Below are 19,796 nucleotides of genomic sequence, written 5' to 3'. Positions count from 1 at the left end.
ATGTCTCAACCAAATATGCCTAACATTACACCTAATATTACACTTAATCGTGATGATGTTGTCAATTTATTGCTTGCCTCCATTGCCATGGAAGAAATGGGGTTGGCACATATTATCAATGCGGAGGGAGAGAAAATTCAGTACGCTCTAGGCACACTTGAGGGCTTAACCGGACCTCCTGCAACAATCGCAGACATTTTAGCCATTAATCAAAGTGCGGCTTGTATGCTCGACACGATTTTCAAAAAGGAAATCATTCTTGAATCGAAAATGAAGGCAGCGACAAATATTCCTACGCTAGTCGGACCAACGGGGGCGACGGGGGCAACAGGTCCTGCCGGAAGTGTTGTAAGTGTCAATAACCTTCTTCCTGATACAGGTGGGAATGTCATTCTCTCAATTGGTGAGATCCCTGGTGGCATTGAAAATATTAACGGCATAACTGCCTCATCAGATGGCAGTTTGACGCTAAATGCTGAAGATGTCGGTGCTTTTCCGTATGAAGAAGTGCCATCCAGTAGTGATCTAGATTCGTTTGTTACAGAAGGTGTGTACAGTTCTGAAGGAAACGCTGGTGGACCTGTGAACGCTCCACTTGGGTTTACAAGCCCTATTTGGACATTGTATGTCTCTGTCATCACTCCAGGACCGACAACATCGATCTTACAATTACTCATTGGCAACCCAACCATTTATATACGTAGCGCAACCGATGACACTGGAGCAACGTGGAATCCTTGGGAAGAACTCGGCACACAAGGACCGACTGGACCAACGGGTGCTGGGGTTACTGGCGCGACTGGCATTACCGGCGTTACCGGGGTCACTGGTGCTACTGGACCTACTGGCGTTACCGGCTCTACTGGCTCTACTGGCGTCACAGGAGCAACAGGGGTTACTGGGGCGACTGGTGTTACCGGCTCTACTGGCGCGACTGGCGTTACGGGAGCCACCGGAGTCACGGGCGTTACTGGTGCCACGGGCGCTACCGGTATCACGGGAGCGACTGGACCTACTGGCGTCACAGGGGCCACGGGCATTACCGGTATTACGGGTGTTACTGGACCTACCGGTGTTACAGGGGCCACAGGCCCTACTGGACCCACTGGTTCTACCGGCGCCACGGGGGCGACTGGACCTCAAGGTCTACCTGGTATAGGAATGAATGCGAAAAATACCATTTACGCTTCGTCACAAACTGCAAATGCTGTTGCTGCTATAGATGGCATGACAAATCAATTGATCACCACGATACAAGTAGGAGATACACCGAATGGCGTTGCGGTCAACCGATACACCAGTCTCGTTTATATCGCCAATACAGGTAGTGACAACGTTTCTGTCATTGATGGCTACACAAATCAAGTAATCATGACGATCGATAGTGTCCCCGCACCATTTGATGTCACTGTAAATCCTAATACAAATCTTGTTTATGTCACGTCCGGAACAGAGTTAACGATTTATGTTGTGAATGGCATCACACATGACATTGTTCAAACAATTCCAATCTCAGCTTCGACTAGTACCGAAAATGCCATTGCTGCGAATCCTGCAACAAACCTCATTTATGTTGTGAACAGACCTGGTCCGAATGGCATCGTCTCTGTCATTGATGGTGCAATAAATCAAGTTGCACACACGATTACAGTGGGATTATTTTCAAGGGATATCACGGTTAATCCGATCACCAATCGAATCTATGTCACCAATGCAGGAAGTGCCCCGGCAAGTAGTAATGTGTCTGTAATTGATGGAACAACCCATACGATCACCGCAACACTGACCGGTTTTCCGTTTTGTCAAGGGCTAAATATTAATCCTGTCACAAATATCCTTTATGTTAGTTTCAATACTGCAATGGGGTCTTTCATTGCCGTACGAGATATTCCTACGAACACTACGCTAGCAAACATTCAAGTACAGGGCACCACACCAATAGCAATCGTTGCAAACCCAAACACAAACACTATTTATGTTGGAAGTCGCATCACCTTTTCACCACCACCTACTATACCAATCGCAGCAATTAGTGGGGCAATAAATGACATCATCTCTACCATCACAGTCGGAGGAAACATCATCTCAGGAATCGATGTGAATTACTGGGATTTCATGCCTTTAGGTGGGATACAGTAGTACGGCGAATACTCCCTTAATGATACATTCATAACGAATCATCACACGACGAGCAGTACCACGCACACCAACTGCTCTACCACAGTTCCTGTATCATATTCACTTTTTATACTACAATGCCCAGTCAAAAAAAAATCACCATTGGCCAAAGCCAAATGCGTTCCAATATGGTCGGTGGAGGCGTGGGAGACAATATTGTTAACTTCGGAAGTTATTTTATGGTCAGTACAACAGATGATGCTAATCCACGACTTCAATTACTCGTTTCCAATCTCTCTACAGGAACTTCTATAGGTATCAGAGGTGGTACCACAGTCAATGTGTTTGACTTAGGCCCTGCTCCTTCACCTTAAATCGTTTTTTATGTCAATAGACACTTCTTTTCAGGCATTACGTTCAGTCGATAAAAAACACCCAAGGCACATGTCTCATGACACCTCGCCTTGGGTGTTTTGTTTTGTTTCATTGATCTACCTGACTTCAACCTCATCCTTCACAACCCGGACAAACTCACCTTCATTGTACGGGTATCCTGCTTTTGTCAACTTCACACGTACAATTTCACCCACCATCGTTTCATCGACAGCCACTTTCACCTTCAAATAGTTGTCCGTGTACCCGATGAATAACCCACTATCAGGATTTTCTTTATCGCGCTCTTCCGGAATCATTTCTAACACTTCACCTTCAAATTGCGAGGCGTAATCTTTTGCTAATTGATCCGATAAGGCGATTAAACGGTGGACTCGTTCACTTTTAACGTCTTCGGCAATTTGATCAGTCATCCGCGCGGCTGGCGTACCTGTCCGCATTGAATACGGGAAGACATGTAGCTCGCTAAATTTGTGTTCAGCGATAAAGTCATATGTCTCTTGGAACTCTTCTTCTGTCTCTCCTGGAAAGCCGACAATGACGTCTGATGTAATCGCGAGTCGTGGCAATGCTTCTTTTAGCTTCGTGATCCGTTCAGAAAACTGCGCCATCGTATATTTCCGGCGCATCCGTTTGAGCACCGTGTCTGAACCTGATTGTAGTGGGACATGCATGTGACGGACAACTTTTTTCGACTTGGCAATGACAGAGATGACATCGTCGGTGAGCTGGCTCGCTTCAATCGATGAAATCCGAATCCGTTTCAAACCGCGCACTTCTTCTAAATCCTCAAGCAAACGAGCTAAGCTATACTCTTTTAAATCTTCACCATAACCACCTGTATGAATCCCGGTGAGCACAATCTCTTTATACCCTGCTTCCACAAGTTGGGTCGCTTGTTTGATCACTTCTTTTGGATCACGGGAACGCATCAGCCCACGAGCCCAAGGGATGATACAGAACGTACAAAAGTTGTTACAGCCTTCTTGAATTTTTAAGGACGCACGGGTGCGGTCGGTAAATGAAGGGACATCCAGTTCCTCGTACACGCGCGACTTCATAATGTTACCGACACCATTGATCGGCTCGCGCTCTTTTTGATATTGTGCGATATAATCAAGCAGCTTCGTCCGATCTTGCGTCCCGATCACAATATCGACCCCAGGAATCGCCATGATTTCGGCCGGTGATGTTTGCGCATAACAACCCGTCACACAAATGACGGCGTCAGGATTTTTCCGGATCGCGCGGCGAATAATTTGTCGGCTTTTTTTGTCACCAGTATTTGTGACGGTACACGTATTAATGACATACACATCCGCACGTCTTTCTTCATCTACTTTTTCATAACCCGCTTGTTTGAACAGTTGCCAAATCGCTTCAGTTTCATAATGATTCACTTTACATCCTAACGTATGAAACGCCACAGTTGCCACTACACTCACCTCAAGTTTCTAAATGATACGATAGCGCTGAAAGCACGTACAACGCCGCTGTTTCTGTGCGCAAAATGCGCGGTCCTAGTCCGCAACAATACGCACCTTTTGCCTGAAAGTCTGCCACTTCCTCACGTGTCAGTCCACCTTCTGGACCCACGATGAAGAGTACCGTCTGATTTTTTTCTAAGCTCATGAATGCTTGCTTGAGCATTTTCGGCTCACCGGATTTCGCGACTTCCTCATCACAAACAATAACACAATCATATGTCGCCATTTTTTTTAACAACGCTTGACTGCTGAGTGGAGAAGCAACCTGAGGGACAAATTGCCGATATGATTGCTCTGCCGCTTCTTTCGCAATTTTTGCAAGCCGAATCGTTTTCTTCTCCGCCTTTTTTGCATCCCACTTCACAATCGTACGAGCCGCAAAAAAGGGGAGAAATTCGCGCGCGCCAAGCTCGGTTCCTTTTTGAACGATGAGCTCGAGCTTGTCCCCTTTTGGCATGCCTTGTGCGATCGTCACGTGCACCGGTAATTCAACGGTAAGAGAGAGTTCAGACACAATCTCTGCCTCCACCGTGTCGATAGAAAGTACAGCAAGGATTGCCCGCACCCCGCGACCTGCTTGATTGAGACAAACAATCTCATCCCCGGCCTGCATCCGCATGACCCGCACAATGTGAGCCGCATCATCACCGGTGAGCGTCACGTGCGTCTCGCTCATTTGCTCATTGGCAACAAAATAACGTTGCATACAGGTCACCCTTTCCGGATCGCCCTAACCGCGATCCAGTCATCCATTTCCGTCACTTCATCAATGAAAAAGCCAGCTTTTTCAAGTGCTGTTGTCACTTCTTCTTTCTTCCGCGTAATAATCCCCGACGTTAAAAAGGTTCCCCCTGGCTTTAGCACACGATACGCATTTTCGGTAAATGATACAATCACTTCCGCTAAAATGTTGGCAACAATCACGTCGCAAGTATTTTCAGAGATCCCTTCGAGTAAATGATTTTTCCGTACCGTCACAGGTGTAGGCAGCTCGTTTAACGCCACATTCGCTTTTGCGCTCTCGACAGCAACTTCATCCAAATCAAGCGCAAGCACCGTCTCTGCCCCTAGCTTACTTGCAGCAATCGCGAGCACACCCGACCCTGTCCCAACATCAATTACGTTGTGCCCTCGCTGAATCGTTTTTTCTAATGCTTGCAGCGAAAGGATTGTGGTAGGATGTGTGCCTGTTCCGAACGCCATCCCAGGGTCGAGCTCAATCACTGTTTCATTCGCGTTTGGTGTATATGTTTCCCACGTTGGCACAATCGTTAATCGCTCGGTCACTTGAACCGGATGATAGTATGCTTTCCATGCTGTTGCCCAATCTTTTTCATCGACTTCAACATAACTCATCTCAGCTGCGCCCAGGTCAATCTCATACGTTGCTAGTTGCCTAATGTCCGCCTCAACACGGACAATCATCTCGGTAAAGTCATCCCCCATTGGAAAATAGGCTTTCACCATCACACCTTCTGTTGGATAATCAGCCGGAGATAGTTCATACACTTCGCCATACTGATTAGCCCATTCGGTCACTAAATCTTGTGGGTCTTCAATTGCCACACCTGCCGCACCTGACTCATGCAAAAGATTTGAGACGGATTCAACCGCCTCTTGGGTTGTATGAATACGGAACTCTGCCCACTTCATGATTGTCTCCACCTTTCCGAAAGCTTACGGGGACTGAGGAAAAGCCAGAAAACAGCTTGCGCCGGAGTCAATGTTTCTTCCGACATCCGGCGACTGACTTCCAACTTCTGGATCGTGTCATTCTCCTCTAAACGCGCGGCGTAATTTATCAAAAAATCCATCGTTCTGCTCATCCGGTCTGCCTCCACGCATCCCGGCAAACTCACGCAACAATTCTTTCTCATCTTCAGTCAAGCTTTTTGGAACAACGACACGCACTTGTACATGCTGATCGCCTTGTCCTCGCCCATGCACATTTGGTGCGCCTTTTCCGCGTAAACGGAAGCTAGTACCTGTTTGTGTACCTGCTGGAATTTTCAGCTTCACTTTACCTGTTAATGTTGGCACTTCAATTTCATCGCCTAATGCCGCTTGCGGGAACGTGAGTGGCACTTCACAATAAATATCTTCCCCGTCACGTTCAAAAAACTCGTGCGGTTTTACTTGGAAAACGACGTATAGGTCACCAGCTGGACCCCCATTTGATCCACTTTCTCCTTGACCACTGACACGTAGCTGTTGACCGTTATCAATCCCTGCCGGCACTTTCACGCTAATCTTTTTCCGTTTACGTACTTTTCCTTTGCCATGACATGTCGTACACTTCTCTTTAATCGTTTTGCCGGTGCCTCCACAATGATTACATACACGGCGATTGACAACACGACCGAATGGGGTGTTTTGCTCGACATTTAATTGTCCAGCCCCCTTACATTGTGTACACGTCTCTGGTTTTGTCCCCGGCTTTGCCCCTGAACCACTACATGTTTCACACGTTTCTTCACGCGGAATCTCAATCTCGGTTTCTTTACCGAAAATCGCTTCCTTAAATGTTAATGTCATTGTATATTGTAAGTCATTGCCTTTACGTGCGGCGTTCGGGTTCCGTCTTCCACCACCTGAACCGCCAAAGAACATATCAAAAATATCATTGAATCCGCCAAAGTCACCAGCACCACCAGCACCGCCAAATCCTTGGTTAGGATCTGTATGCCCGAACTGATCATAATGCGCTTTTTTCTGTGGGTCACTTAACGTATCATACGCTTCTTTTACCTCTTTAAATTTTGTCTCAGCATCCGCTTCTTTGTTCACGTCCGGATGATATTTCCGTGCCAGTTGACGATAAGCTTTTTTCACATCCGCTTCTGACGCATTTTTGCCAACGCCAAGTACATCATAATAATCTCGCTTACTCAAACGCTTTCCCTCCCGACTAATCACGACGCTAAACGTACATCACAATTGCTCACATAACGTTCATCTTACCACCACCGCTTACGTGCTGGCAACCGCCTGTTGCTACTTTCGTGAAAAAAGCCAAAGCCATTAACCTGACTTTGACTTTTACGTTCATCGTGCGTGCTTACTTCTTCTCGTCTTCTTTTACTTCTTCGTATTCTGCATCAACAACGGTATCATCTTGGTTCGCATCAGCACCAGCTTCACCTTCAGCACCTTCAGCACCTTGCTGTGCTTGGGCTGCTTGTGCGGCTTGCTCATACATTTTTGTTGTTAAAGCCGTAACGATCTCTTGTAGTTCATCTTTTGCAGCTTTAATGTCGTCTGTGTTGTCCGCTTCAAGTGCTGCTTTCACTTTTTCTTTTGCTGCTTCTGCTTTCTCTTTCTCAGCAGCATCGACGTTGTCACCGAGGTCTTTTAACGTTTTCTCTGTCGCAAAGACAAGCTGGTCTGCTTCATTACGTAATTCAACTTTTTCGCGACGGGCTTTATCTTCTTCCGCGTTCGCTTCAGCGTCTTTCACCATTTTATCAATCTCTTCATCAGAAAGACCTGAAGACGATGTAATCGTGATGGATTGTTCTTTGTTTGTACCAAGGTCTTTCGCTTTAACATTGACAATCCCGTTCGCATCAATGTCGAATGTCACTTCGATTTGTGGTACACCACGTGGTGCTGGTGGGATATCTGTCAATTGGAAGCGGCCAAGCGTTTTATTATCGGCAGCCATTTGACGTTCACCTTGCAGGACGTGAATATCCACAGACGGCTGATTGTCTGCTGCAGTTGAGAATACTTGTGACTTCGACGTTGGAATCGTTGTATTGCGCTCGATTAACTTTGTAAACACGGCGCCCATTGTTTCAATTCCAAGTGAAAGTGGCGTCACATCAAGTAATACAACGTCTTTTACATCTCCTGTTAATACCCCTGCTTGCACAGCCGCACCAAGTGCAACCACTTCATCTGGGTTAACCCCTTTATGCGCATCTTTGCCAGTCAGGCGCTTAATTGCTTCTTGTACAGCTGGAATACGCGTTGATCCACCAACAAGGACAACCTTATCAATGTCAGATGCGGACATGTCTGCATCTGATAATGCACGGCGCGTTGGCTCAAGTGTACGCTCAACAAGGTCTGCGGACAACTCTTCAAATTTTGCCCGTGTCAGTGTCAACTCAAGGTGCTTCGGACCTGTTGCATCTGCTGTAATGAACGGGAGTGAAATTTGTGTTTGTGTCACGCCAGAAAGGTCTTTTTTCGCTTTTTCCGCAGAATCTTTCAAGCGTTGCATCGCCATTTTGTCTTGAGACAAGTCAATGCCATTGTCCTTTTTAAACTCTGCCACGAGATGATTAATGATCACTTCATCAAAATCATCTCCACCAAGTTTGTTATCACCGGATGTTGCTTTTACTTCAAAGAAGCCATCGCCAAGCTCAAGGATCGAAACGTCGAATGTGCCGCCACCGAGGTCATAGACGAGAATCGTTTGGTCTTCCTCTTTTTCAAGACCATACGCCAGTGCAGCAGCTGTCGGCTCATTGACAATCCGATCGACTTCAAGACCAGCAATTTTACCAGCATCTTTTGTTGCTTGACGTTGTGAGTCATTGAAATATGCTGGTACAGTAATAACCGCCTTTGTGACTGTTTCACCAAGGTATGCTTCTGCATCTGATTTTAGTTTTTGTAAAATAATCGCCGATATTTCTTGCGGAGAATAGCTCTTACCATCCACTTCTACTTTATGATCTGTACCCATGTACCGTTTAATTGACATAATCGTATTCGGGTTTGTAATTGCTTGACGCTTTGCGACCTCACCTACGAGACGCTCGCCATCTTTAAATGCAACGACAGATGGGGTCGTGCGGTTTCCTTCTGGATTTGGAATAACTGTTGCTTCCCCACCTTCCATCACTGCAACACATGAGTTGGTTGTACCTAAATCAATACCAATAATTTTACTCATTTTCTTTTCCTCCTTAATAAAGTAGACTTATGCGTTCACTTTCACCATTGAATGTCGAATGACGCGGTCTTTCAACTGATAGCCTTTTTGAAGCTCTTCTACGATTTGATTTTGTTCATACCCTTCTTCTTCCACTTGCATCACTGCTTGGTGAAGATGGGGGTCAAACAGCTCACCTGTCGCCTGTATGACTTGCACACCTTCATTTTGCAATGCTGTCTCTAACTGGCGATAGACCATCTCCATTCCTTGAAGTAACTGCTTTGTTTCTTCATGTTGTGGTTCAACCATTAACGCACGCTCAAAGTTATCTAGTACGGGCAATAATTTTTCAACAAGATTTTGTGACTGATATTTCGCAGCTGCCTCTTTCTCCGCTCTAGAACGACGTTTGAAATTTTCAAAGTCAGCGCGAACACGGGCGAGACGTTCTTCCATTTCAGTGAGTGCCGTGTCTCGCGGATCCGCCTCAGGCGTTTCTTCATTTTCTTCATCAAATTGTTCAGAAGACGCCGTTGTCTCAGACTCAGGCATTTCTTTTTCTACCTCTTCTTGCGCGGGAACTTCTTGGTCTTCTTGTTCACTATGCGCAACGTGATCATCATGCTTCTCAACCACGATCGTTCACCTCCCATAACGACTTCACTTTATTCATTTATGTACAGCAACAGTGAAGACTGTTGCATATACGCGATCATTCTTTTGTTGCTACTGTAAACGCGACAAGCGTTTTGATAAATCTTGCGCGAGCACATCGACAACGGTCATCATCCGCCGGTATTCCATCCGGGTTGGACCAATCACACCAATCGTACCGACATCATAACCATCCACAGTATAAGAAGCCATGACAATGCTACATGACGAGAAAGCTTCAAGTTCATTTTCTTCCCCTATGGACACACGCAATCCGTCTGTTTGTTGCGATCGTAGCCATTGAGATAGCCTCGTCTCTTCTTCAAACGTGTTATACACAAGTCGAATTTTACCTAAGTCTTGAAACTCCGGTTGCGTCATCAAGTTTGTTTTTCCAGAGAAAAACATTTTCTCTGGTTGATGACGGGAAGTAAGTTGCTTTAGCATGCTCATGACGTGCTGATAGTTGCCTACATGACGTTTAAACAAGTCAGCTAGCTCTATTGTAATTTTGTCTTGCAACATCAACAGTGGTGTCCCGACAAGCCGTTCATTTAATAAATTGACTGTGCGCTCTAAATCAGCTGGTGTAACCATTTCATCAATATGAACGAGACGATTTTCCACATGCCCCGTTTGACTGACAAGAATGACAACAGCTTGCTGGTCGTTCATTGGCACAATTTGAATATTGCACAACTTTTCCTTTAACGTTTCTGGACTGAGCACGACGGACACATAACTTGTCATCTCAGACAAAATTCGAGCAGACGCTTCAAACACTTCTTCTGTTGCTTGTAATTGCGCCGAGGCTAAACGTGATAACCCTGCTTTTTCCACCGTTGTTAAGCGATGTGGTAACTTCATATGATCCACATAATAACGGTATCCTTGCTGAGAGGGGACGCGCCCAGCAGAGCTATGTGGTTTTTCCAAAAAGCCAAGTTCTTCTAAATCCGCCATTTCATTTCGAATCGTTGCTGGACTAAAAGGGATATCTTCACGTTTTGAAACACTCCGCGATCCAACTGGTTCAGCCGAGCGCACATAATCATCCACAATTGCATGTAAAATCAACAATTGTCTCTCTGTTAACATCGTCACACCTCCCTGTTAGCACTCGCAACACTTGAGTGCTAATACTACTGTTACACTATCAAATAGCTCATAATTTGTCAATTGAAAAACGCACTTAAATTTTAATTTATTCATCTACGTCCTCTAAAGAAGCAATGAATAAAGAGAAAACTTCATTCCCTAACAGTAAACCATCCTCACTTAATCGGATGTGGCTATGCGTTTCTTCAAGTAATCCTTTTTGAATGCCAGTCGCTACTGGCTCCCTAAAAAGCGTTGTAAATGGCTCACCGTACGCCTGCGCAAAATCTGCTTTACAAATGCCTTCGCGTTTGCGCAAACCGAGAAAAGCAGCCTCTTCTAACTTTTCTACTCGTGTGACACGATGCGTCTGTAAACGCGGCACGCCCTTTTCCCACACGGCATCGATATATTGCTGGATCGGGGCAATATTTTGGTAACGAACACCTTGCTCATAACCAGAAGCACCCGCACCAACCCCGTCATATTCCTCATTATGCCAATAAACGAGGTTATGCTTGCTTTCATATCCACTTTTACCAAAATTACTAATTTCATACTGCACCAATCCTGCGGCACGTGTTTTCCGTTGCAGCTCATGATACATCGCAACATCTGTCTCTTCTGGCGGCAAAGGGAGTGTACCTTTTTTCTGGCGGTTAAAAAATATTGTCTTTGGCTCCACTTTTAACGCATAGGCAGAAATGTGCTCAACGCCAAGAGCGAGCGCTTGCTCAAGTGAGTCGGAAAAGTCCGCTTCCGTTTGGTTCGGCAAACCCAACATAAGATCGAGTGACACATTCGTAAACCCGACACTTCTTGCCGTTTCCACTGCTCGTTTCACACTTTCTGGAGAATGTGAGCGCCCTATTTCTTGCAATAATGCCGGTGTAAACGTTTGGGCGCCAATGCTCAAGCGATTCACCCCATATTCATGCAACACAGCCAGCTTCTCACGATCAGCGCTATCAGGGTTTACCTCTACTGTCCATTCCTCAACACCCTGTACAGAAAACAACATATGCATCTTCTCAAGCAAACGTGCAAGCTGGAAACTCGTTAAAGCCGTTGGTGTACCACCACCAATATAAACTGTTCTTACCGGAACGTCTCCTTGTCGCTCACGCAGTACACGCATTTCTTCAATGAGCGCATCCAAATATGCCTCTACCGGCTGATTTTCTAAAAACACTTTATTAAAGTCACAGTAGTGACAAATATGCGCACAAAATGGGATATGGACATAGATAGATTGACCCAATAAACATTCTCCTCTCAGCATGAAAGGAGCGCCTCTACAACACATTTTTGTCATAGCGCGCCCTATTTCTTTTAATCTTCGTCCATTCGTAACACAGCCATAAAAGCCTCTTGTGGTACTTCAACATTCCCGACCGCTTTCATTCGCTTTTTTCCTTCTTTTTGTTTTTCAAGTAGCTTTCGCTTTCGAGAAATGTCGCCACCATAGCACTTTGCGAGGACATTTTTTCGCATCGCTTTAATTGTGGAACGCGCAATAATTTTTGTGCCAATACTTGCTTGAACTGGTACTTCAAACTGTTGACGTGGGATCAGTTCTTTTAATTTCTCAACAATCGCTTTCCCACGGTCATAAGCTGAATCACGGTGCACAATAATTGAAAGGGCGTCTACCTTTTCCCCGTTTAATAAAATATCCATTTTGACGAGTTTCGATGTCCGGTATCCAATTAATTCATAGTCAAAAGATGCATACCCTTTTGTATTCGACTTCAACTGATCAAAAAAGTCGTACACAATTTCAGATAGCGGGATATCATATATAATTTGTACCCGTAACTCGTCTAAATATTGCATATCAACAAAGACACCGCGTTTCTTTTGACAAAGTTCCATCACCGCGCCGACGTAATCGTTTGGCACCATGACCGTTGACTTGACATACGGCTCTTCAATATGATCAATCTTTTGTGCGTCAGGCATATTAGACGGGTTATCAATTTTGACATCCTCTCCATCGGTTAATGTGACATGATAAATCACCGATGGCGCTGTCGTAATTAAAGAGATATTAAACTCGCGCTCAATTCGCTCTTGAATAATCTCCATGTGCAACAATCCTAAAAACCCACAACGGAAGCCAAATCCTAATGCTTGCGATGTTTCCGGTTCATATTGCAAGGATGCATCATTTAATTCTAATCGCTCCAGTGCTTCACGTAAGTCATTGTATTCATTTGTATCAATTGGATAAAGTCCACAATAAACCATTGGATTCATCCGACGATACCCCGGCAACGGCGCTGTTGCACCACCAACAGCACTTGTAATGGTATCACCGACACGTGAATCGCCGACATTTTTAATCGCTGCTGTTAAAAAACCTACATCACCGACGGTCAATTCATCACATTTGACCACTTTTGGTGTGAACACACCGACTTCACTCACTTCAAAGACTTTGCCTGTTTGCATCATTTTAATCTTTTGTCCTGGGCGCACCGTACCATCCACAATCCGAATGTAGGCAACTACACCACGATAGGGATCATATAAAGAGTCAAAAATTAATGCTTTTAGTGGCGCTTCTGGGTCCCCTTGTGGCGCAGGCACTTTTTGGACAACTTGCTCCAATATTTCTTCGATGCCAATGCCATTCTTCGCGGACGCAAGCACTGCATCAGACGCATCTAAACCGATGACCTCTTCAACTTCCCGTTTTACTCGTTCAGGCTCCGCACTTGGCAAATCAATTTTATTAATGACTGGCAAAATTTCTAGTTCATTATCAAGCGCCAAATACACATTTGCTAACGTTTGCGCTTCAATTCCTTGCGCACTATCCACAATTAATAGCGCCCCTTCGCATGCTGCCAAACTACGTGAAACCTCATACGTAAAATCGACATGCCCAGGCGTATCAATTAAATGGAAAATATACGTCTCTCCGTCTTTTGCTTGATACTGCAGCTGAACAGCATTTAATTTAATTGTAATCCCACGCTCGCGTTCTAAATCCATTGCATCAAGCGTTTGGTCTTTCATTTCTCTGTCTGTTAATGCACCTGTCCGCTCCAAAATACGGTCGGCAAGTGTGGATTTTCCATGGTCAATGTGAGCGATAATCGAAAAGTTTCGGATTCTCGATTGCCGCGCGACCCGCTGCTCATTATTCATCTTACTTCGCTCACCCCTAAAATAACGTACATAGACACTATTTTCTATTATAGCAAGGTGAAACGCAAGCTTCAATAAGCGATCAGTTTTTCTAGCAAATTGTCGTGTATGTGGAGGGCGCAGTAATGGCTCATGATCTCTTTTCTATTCCTTCGACAATCCTTTTTGGATCGCTCCAACAATACGCTCTAACCCACTTCTCACTACTGACTGCGATCCTTTGGCAGTCACTTGCCCTAACTCAGACACCACGTTTGTGACACCTTCTGTTTGCGGTACATGTGGGCGTTCCGATTCTTTTTTTCTTTCTGTCGTTTTAGACGAATGTTTTTCTCCTTTGTCTGCCAATTGCAGCGGTTCAGGTTGCGATAAACCATATTGTTCACTCATCCACTGCACCCCTAACATCACTCCGATCATGGAAATGAGTATCATTCCCCCCAGCCGTTTCAACCACTTCCCCACTATGAGCCCCCCTCAAATTGCTGCGCGTAATACTCTGCAAACACTTCCGCTACTGCCTCGACTGCTCGATACGTCTCTTCTAACGAATTATCAACCCCGCCAACTTCCATCAAAATTGAATTTTCCGCAAGGTCTTGGTTGAACTTTCCATTTGTATTCGCACCGCCCTTTGTAAACACACCTCTGCTTAACGTTGGATACTGTTCTTCTAACATATTGTGTAGCGATTCTGCCACCGCTAAATTTGGTGCATAATCAGCATAATTTGTCCCGACAACGAAAAAGGTGCGCGCGTACGTGTCGCCATTTATTTCTGTCGTTGTCATTTCACGCCCAACGGAATCACGATGCAGATCAAAAAAGAAATGAAGTTCCTTATTTTCTTCTTTCGCCGCTTGAATAAACTCTCTTGCAACATTATAAGATTCGCGGTAATTTAATCCACGTTCTACAAGTGTTGCTTGCACATCTTGTTGTTCTACTTGTGCAGCGATGCCATGCTTTGCCAATGCTTGCTTTAATCGTTCGGCAGTCATCGTAATATTAATTTCCCGGTGTGTCGCATTATCAGCAACTGTTCCATCATCAAGCTCTAATTCTGGGAAAAAAGACTCATACGTGTGTGATGCACCAATATATACGGTTGGCGTCTCTTGATCAAGTGATGCTTTGTTTTTCCCTTCCTCCTCTAATGCTTTCTTTTTTTCCAACGCTTGTTTCGTCGCTTCACGATCAGATGCCAATAAATCATCTGGTGGCGGTGATTCAATTGGTAAATTTGTATAATCTGTTCCTTCACCCGCTATATGAATCTTCGTATCAAATAATGAAAAACCAGGCAATTCTCGTCCAAGTAGGCTCCGTGGATCATCTGTATTAATGCTGGTTGTCATTTGGAATAACACTTGTCCAAGCGACAACGTCTCTGCTTCTTCAGGCAATCCATGAGCAAACATGCGGTTTTCTGTGCTCATCCATTGTAAGAAATGTTCTCCTTTTAATCCGCTTGTCCAATTCTTTAACGCACTTGAGGACAAATAATGTTGTGGTCCTAATGCTACAATCATGCTTGTACATAAAAATAACGTCATCATTGCAATGACCAATACTGTCACAAAGCGCATGCCATGACGCAAAGGTCACACCCCCTCTACTTGTCCTTCTTCTTGCTATACGTATGTACCAGTCACACTTTTAGAACAAAAAAATCTGCCCCCCTTACAAAAGCATGAGGACAGAAGTGAAGATGTATAAAATATTTAGTTTTATGATCAGGGACGCAGCCACAAGATCTAAGGACTCTGACCTCCGGTGACTGAATTCCGCTTTCTGTATTATCGTGTATACGCCCCAACATTCTCTTGATCAATTTTTCCATGCAACGCCGCATTTAACCCACCGGCAACGACATGCGCCATGTCTTCAATAAATACATCAATTTCCTTTGGCGTAACCATCAAGTTATGCCCAAGTGGCGCCAACACTTCCCGAATTAACTGACGTTTTTCTGTTTCTTCTAATGTCCCTACCATGCCTAAAATGGCTGATCGTTCTTTCTCGTCAGGTAAATCTTCTTCTGTTAAAGTCCGCTTCTCACCAAATGTCATCCCTGCTGGTGCAAGCCGTTTCGCCGGCTGGTCTCCTTCCTTCATTTCTCGTCCTAAATGCTTCAATACGTAATCAATCGCATCAGACGTAATTGTCACCGCATCAACGACGGTCGGAATACCAATCGCAATGACTGGCACGCCCAATGTTTCTTTGTTCATTGCTTTTCGGTTATTCCCAACCCCACTTCCTGGGTGAATGCCCGTATCAGCAATTTGAATGGTTGTATTGACACGATCAAGCGAGCGAGCTGCGAGTGCATCAATGACAATCACAAAATCCGGTTTTGTTTCTTTTACGACCCCAAACACGACATCACTCGTCTCAATCCCGGTAATTCCCATCACGCCAGGCGTCAACGCACTGACAGGGCGGTACCCTTCTTCGACTTCCTCCGGTGCCAATTTAAATAAATGACGCGTCACAAGCAAATCTTCGACCACCATTGGTCCGAGCGCGTCTGGCGTTACATTCCAATTCCCAAGACCAACGACTAGACAAGTGGCATCCTTTGCAATGCCTGCCTCACTTAAAAATTTCGCAAATTGACGCGCAAAAACGCGTTCGATGTTTTCTTGTAATGGTGTATCCTGTTTTCTTATCCCTTGCGCTTCTAACGTCAAGTAATGACCCGCTGGTTTTTGTAACCGTTCTGCACCCGATTTCCCAATTGTCACCCGCGTTAATTTCACACCTTCTATCGTCTCTTCTTCAACATTTACATCATTTGTTTCCTTTGCGCCTGTTGCACGATCCGTTTCCTGCACCATCTCTTGCGCCTCTAACGCTAAATCAGTTCGAATTTGATAAGCTTTTAAATCGATATTTGCCATGATTGATCGCTCCTTATCCGTTCGCTACATTTATCGTCCCACCAACAGAGAAAAACATGTATCATTGCATCGAAGGTTATTTCCCTCAGTGTATTGCATTTACCGCGTAGATTTGGTAAAATGCAGATTGTCGTACGTTGATGTACTAGTGTTCGTGAACGGTGCGAAATTGACCGCGCCATTTACCCAGGAGGTGAAACAAATGCCAAACATTAAATCTGCAATTAAACGTGTGAAAACAAACGAAAAGCGTCGGATGCAAAATATGTCACAAAAATCAGCGCTTCGTACTGCAGTAAAAAACTTTGAAGTTGCCGTTGAAGCTGGGAATGTTGAAGAAGCAAAAACAACATTTACTGTTGCAACGAAAAAACTTGATAAAAGCGCAACAAAAGGTCTTATCCATAAAAATGCCGCATCCCGTCAAAAATCTCGCCTAGCGAAAAAGTTAAACGGTTTGACTGCTGAATAAGACTCGTTGAAGATCATGGACACACAGTCTCATGGTCTTTTTTTATTGTGGTCACAAAATATCCCTCCTTAGACTAAGGAGGGATAAGAAAATCTATGTCAATATTGTTTTACCAACAGTTATTACAATACAAAGTGCCCCAATATTCTACTACCCACTGACTACCTAATTGGTACGTATGCCCACGGGATATTGAACCAGAATACGATTTCATGTACTGGTGCTTATACTCCGTAACATAAATCGAAAAAGGAATGCTCCACTCATTCGGGTACATAAAAGTGGAATAATACCGTGTCTCCCGATGCATAATCGATCGCGGGGCAGTAATATTCTGTGTTTCTGATTGCTCCTTGATCGTCTGCATCGACATTGCCCCCACTTCTGAAGTACTACCTAAAGTGCAAATTGCAGAAAACATCATCGTCAACATTGCTAAGACCTTTATGTTCTTCATACACAGCCGCTCCTTTTTCAGTGATGATAAATGTAGTGTCAAACCACATTCTCACCTTCATATTAACATTAAGATATAAATAAGTAAACTATTTTTTAGTTAATGTTAATAAAAGAGCTTTTTTTATCATCTCCTGACAGAAAAGAGTAAGTGAGGTGCAGTTATTGAATATTTCTTTTCCCTACAACAGATGTAGGTGGTGAAGGTGATGCCTTCTTGGCCGCTTGTTGTTGTGTTGTCAACCGAACCCCGGCAAAAACCAATATTGTCCCGACCACGTGCACCCAGTAAATTGTGTCTCCAAAAAAAAGTGAGAGAAACAACGTAAAGACGGGCACTAAATTTAGAAAAATCGCTGTCGTCCCTGGACCTAACTCTGCCACACCTTTATTCCACCAAACAAAAGCGATTACTGTCGCAAAGAAAGCCATGTATAATAGCGCAGACCATTGCATCATCGTAATCCCCGTCACTGCTGGGAGTCCAATCCATAGCACAAGTGGAACAAACAAAATCGTGCCAAACACAGTCGCATACGTTGTCGTTTTCAATGGACTCATCGTGATCATAAATCTTTTCCCTAACAATGCGTAAACAGAGAAAACAACGACAGCGCTTAATAGCCATATATCTCCCGGAGTCAATTGAAAAATGCTCATCAAGTTTCCTTCTGTTACAACAAGAATCACACCTGCAAGAGACAGCAAAATCCCGATTATTTTCTTGGGTGTAAATACATCTTTATAAAAGATTCTTGCCAAAATCGACGTCACGATCGGGATAAACGCAATAATGACCGCCGATTTTACCGCTCCTGCCGCTTGCAGTCCCATAAAGAACAGCCCATTGTATAAAAAGATTCCTGTCAGTCCTAAAAGGAGGAGAGGCACCCACTCTTGCTTTTGAATCTTCCAAGAATCTTTTTTGGACATCATTAATAATGGAACAAGACAAAGTGATGTCAATAAAAAACGGTAAAAAGCAACGACAATTGGATGAATCGCGTCAACGGTGATATGTCCAATCGGATATAAACCAGCCCAAAAAAGTGCCACCAAAACCATACGTAACCAAATAGACAAACAAACATCCCCTTTTTAATTCATCTCATGCAACATTCGCCAACGATAATCCCCTGCTAATCTATTTTTTGATTAACAGGGGTTTCGTTTAATAAAAATTTTCCTCCACACGTGCTGGATTAAACATATCTTCGAGTGCGGCATACACATTCGGTGGATATTCCGCTAACCGATGAAAGAAGTGCAGGTGCCAATCCATTCCATAAGTCACATACACACGGGCATTGCAACCTTGTTCTTTAAGAGATTTTAAAAGATTTGGTCTCACACCATACAACATCTCTACCTCTACATGATCACATGTCAAGTAACCTTGCTCCTCCAACTTACTGAGAATATGCTCATCATGTGTCGCAATCGATATTTTGTGCTCGGCATCCACAGCACGGGTCACCAATTCCACAAATCGTTCATTCAAGCGATCTGAGCGCGGGATACTAATTTCTGCCGGCTCATTGTATACCCCTTTGACAATGCGGATTTTCCCGGGATATTGTAACAATTGCTGCAAGTCTTCTGGTGTCCGCTTTAAATATGCTTGAATGGTGATGCCAACGTTTTCAGGAAACAATGACGCTGCCTTACCGTAAAGCGCTAAAATTGTATCTGTTGCACGAGAATTCTCCATACTAATCATTAAAACACTTTGATTTTCTTTTGCCAAGCGTGCCATCTCAAGTAGATGCTGCTCCGTTAACATTTGATCGACCAACAAACCGATTTGAGACAAATCAAAAGAAACAACCGCCCCACTTAATTCAGGGTGCTTACCGATCTCCCGGATCAGTGCACAAAATTCCTCTTTCGCGTCAATGCATTGTGACGCCTCAGTCATGTCTTCGCCCAACAGCTCCAATGACACACGATAACCGTCGGAAACGAGCTGCTTCGCTTTCTCTATTCCCTCTTCCCGCTTTTCCCCGGAAATATATCTTTTTGCAGCAACAAGCAGAGAGTCATACAACGCTGGCGTCGTTTGAATCTTTTTTTTCGCCTCTGGATCACGGGCAATTTTCTTCAATAACGCTTGCGCTTCTTTCGTGTTTTCTTGCTCCCCAGTTGCTAACACATTAAGCGGCATA

At 44.4% G+C, this 19,796-nt stretch carries 17 protein-coding genes; 2 read left to right on the top strand and 15 right to left on the bottom strand.

Annotated features, from left to right (window positions below; genetic code table 11):
• Positions 1-2,139: an alpha-helical endospore appendage domain-containing protein gene (locus BLT29_RS13900; protein WP_090775871.1), complete on the top strand. Its 2,139-nt coding sequence runs from the start codon at positions 1-3 to the stop codon at positions 2,137-2,139.
• 470 nt (positions 2,140-2,609) lie between these two features.
• On the opposite strand, the gene mtaB is transcribed toward BLT29_RS13900, so the two are convergent.
• The 12 genes from mtaB to gpr all read right to left on the bottom strand — a co-directional run bounded on the left by mtaB (position 2,610) and on the right by gpr (position 16,706).
• The gene (gene mtaB, locus BLT29_RS08360; protein WP_090775870.1) at positions 2,610-3,947 is read right to left on the bottom strand and encodes a tRNA (N(6)-L-threonylcarbamoyladenosine(37)-C(2))-methylthiotransferase MtaB; all 1,338 of its coding nucleotides are present in this window, start codon (positions 3,945-3,947) and stop codon (positions 2,610-2,612) included.
• Between the two features lie 10 nt (positions 3,948-3,957).
• On the bottom strand, positions 3,958-4,704 hold the full coding sequence (locus BLT29_RS08355; RefSeq protein WP_090775869.1) for a 16S rRNA (uracil(1498)-N(3))-methyltransferase: 747 nt from the start codon (positions 4,702-4,704) through the stop codon (positions 3,958-3,960).
• Between the two features lie 5 nt (positions 4,705-4,709).
• The gene (gene prmA, locus BLT29_RS08350; protein WP_090775868.1) at positions 4,710-5,651 is read right to left on the bottom strand and encodes a 50S ribosomal protein L11 methyltransferase; all 942 of its coding nucleotides are present in this window, start codon (positions 5,649-5,651) and stop codon (positions 4,710-4,712) included.
• A gap of 117 nt (positions 5,652-5,768) precedes the next feature.
• Entirely contained in the window at positions 5,769-6,890 is a 1,122-nt protein-coding gene (gene dnaJ, locus BLT29_RS08345; protein WP_090775867.1) for a molecular chaperone DnaJ, read from the bottom strand.
• A 166-nt stretch (positions 6,891-7,056) separates the two neighbouring features.
• A complete protein-coding gene (gene dnaK, locus BLT29_RS08340; protein ID WP_090775866.1) occupies positions 7,057-8,907 on the bottom strand; it encodes a molecular chaperone DnaK in 1,851 nt (616 codons plus the stop codon).
• Positions 8,908-8,934: 27 nt separating this feature from the next.
• Positions 8,935-9,525, bottom strand: coding sequence for a nucleotide exchange factor GrpE (gene grpE / locus BLT29_RS08335; protein ID WP_090775865.1), 591 nt, complete (start codon positions 9,523-9,525; stop codon positions 8,935-8,937).
• Between the two features lie 90 nt (positions 9,526-9,615).
• Positions 9,616-10,641 (bottom strand): heat-inducible transcriptional repressor HrcA, encoded by a 1,026-nt coding sequence (hrcA, locus tag BLT29_RS08330; protein ID WP_090775864.1) that lies wholly within the window; start codon positions 10,639-10,641, stop codon positions 9,616-9,618.
• Between the two features lie 106 nt (positions 10,642-10,747).
• Positions 10,748-11,902, bottom strand: a complete 1,155-nt coding sequence (gene hemW, locus BLT29_RS08325) for a radical SAM family heme chaperone HemW (protein WP_090775863.1) — start codon at positions 11,900-11,902, stop codon at positions 10,748-10,750.
• Positions 11,903-11,973: 71 nt separating this feature from the next.
• Complete coding sequence (lepA, locus tag BLT29_RS08320; protein ID WP_090775862.1) at positions 11,974-13,797, bottom strand: translation elongation factor 4; 1,824 nt, start codon at positions 13,795-13,797, stop codon at positions 11,974-11,976.
• A gap of 144 nt (positions 13,798-13,941) precedes the next feature.
• Entirely contained in the window at positions 13,942-14,262 is a 321-nt protein-coding gene (locus BLT29_RS08315; protein WP_090775861.1) for a hypothetical protein, read from the bottom strand.
• Positions 14,262-15,398 carry a stage II sporulation protein P gene (locus BLT29_RS08310; protein WP_245701178.1) on the bottom strand — a complete coding sequence of 379 codons (1,137 nt, stop codon included), beginning with the start codon at positions 15,396-15,398 and terminating at the stop codon, positions 14,262-14,264. Before BLT29_RS08310 ends, BLT29_RS08315 begins: the two co-directional genes overlap by 1 nt.
• Positions 15,399-15,596: 198 nt before the next feature.
• A complete protein-coding gene (gene gpr / locus BLT29_RS08305) occupies positions 15,597-16,706 on the bottom strand; it encodes a GPR endopeptidase (protein WP_090775860.1) in 1,110 nt (369 codons plus the stop codon).
• 199 nt (positions 16,707-16,905) lie between these two features.
• On the opposite strand from gpr, the gene rpsT reads away from it, so the two are divergent.
• Positions 16,906-17,175, top strand: coding sequence for a 30S ribosomal protein S20 (gene rpsT, locus BLT29_RS08300; RefSeq protein WP_090775859.1), 270 nt, complete (start codon positions 16,906-16,908; stop codon positions 17,173-17,175).
• Between the two features lie 109 nt (positions 17,176-17,284).
• Here rpsT and BLT29_RS08295 read toward each other — a convergent pair whose 3' ends face one another.
• The 3 genes from BLT29_RS08295 to BLT29_RS08285 form a co-directional block, all read right to left on the bottom strand.
• Positions 17,285-17,632 carry a hypothetical protein gene (locus tag BLT29_RS08295; RefSeq protein ID WP_090775858.1) on the bottom strand — a complete coding sequence of 116 codons (348 nt, stop codon included), beginning with the start codon at positions 17,630-17,632 and terminating at the stop codon, positions 17,285-17,287.
• 161 nt (positions 17,633-17,793) lie between these two features.
• Positions 17,794-18,714, bottom strand: coding sequence for a DMT family transporter (locus BLT29_RS08290; RefSeq protein ID WP_090775857.1), 921 nt, complete (start codon positions 18,712-18,714; stop codon positions 17,794-17,796).
• 88 nt (positions 18,715-18,802) lie between these two features.
• The gene (locus tag BLT29_RS08285) at positions 18,803-19,795 is read right to left on the bottom strand and encodes a proline dehydrogenase family protein (RefSeq protein WP_090775856.1); all 993 of its coding nucleotides are present in this window, start codon (positions 19,793-19,795) and stop codon (positions 18,803-18,805) included.
• Position 19,796: the final 1 nt, after the last annotated feature.

Source organism: Shouchella lonarensis (genome assembly GCF_900096965.1).
GTDB classification, from domain to species: Bacteria; Bacillota; Bacilli; order Bacillales; family Bacillaceae_D; genus Shouchella; species Shouchella lonarensis.
This window is presented reverse-complemented; position numbering and strand designations above follow the sequence as displayed.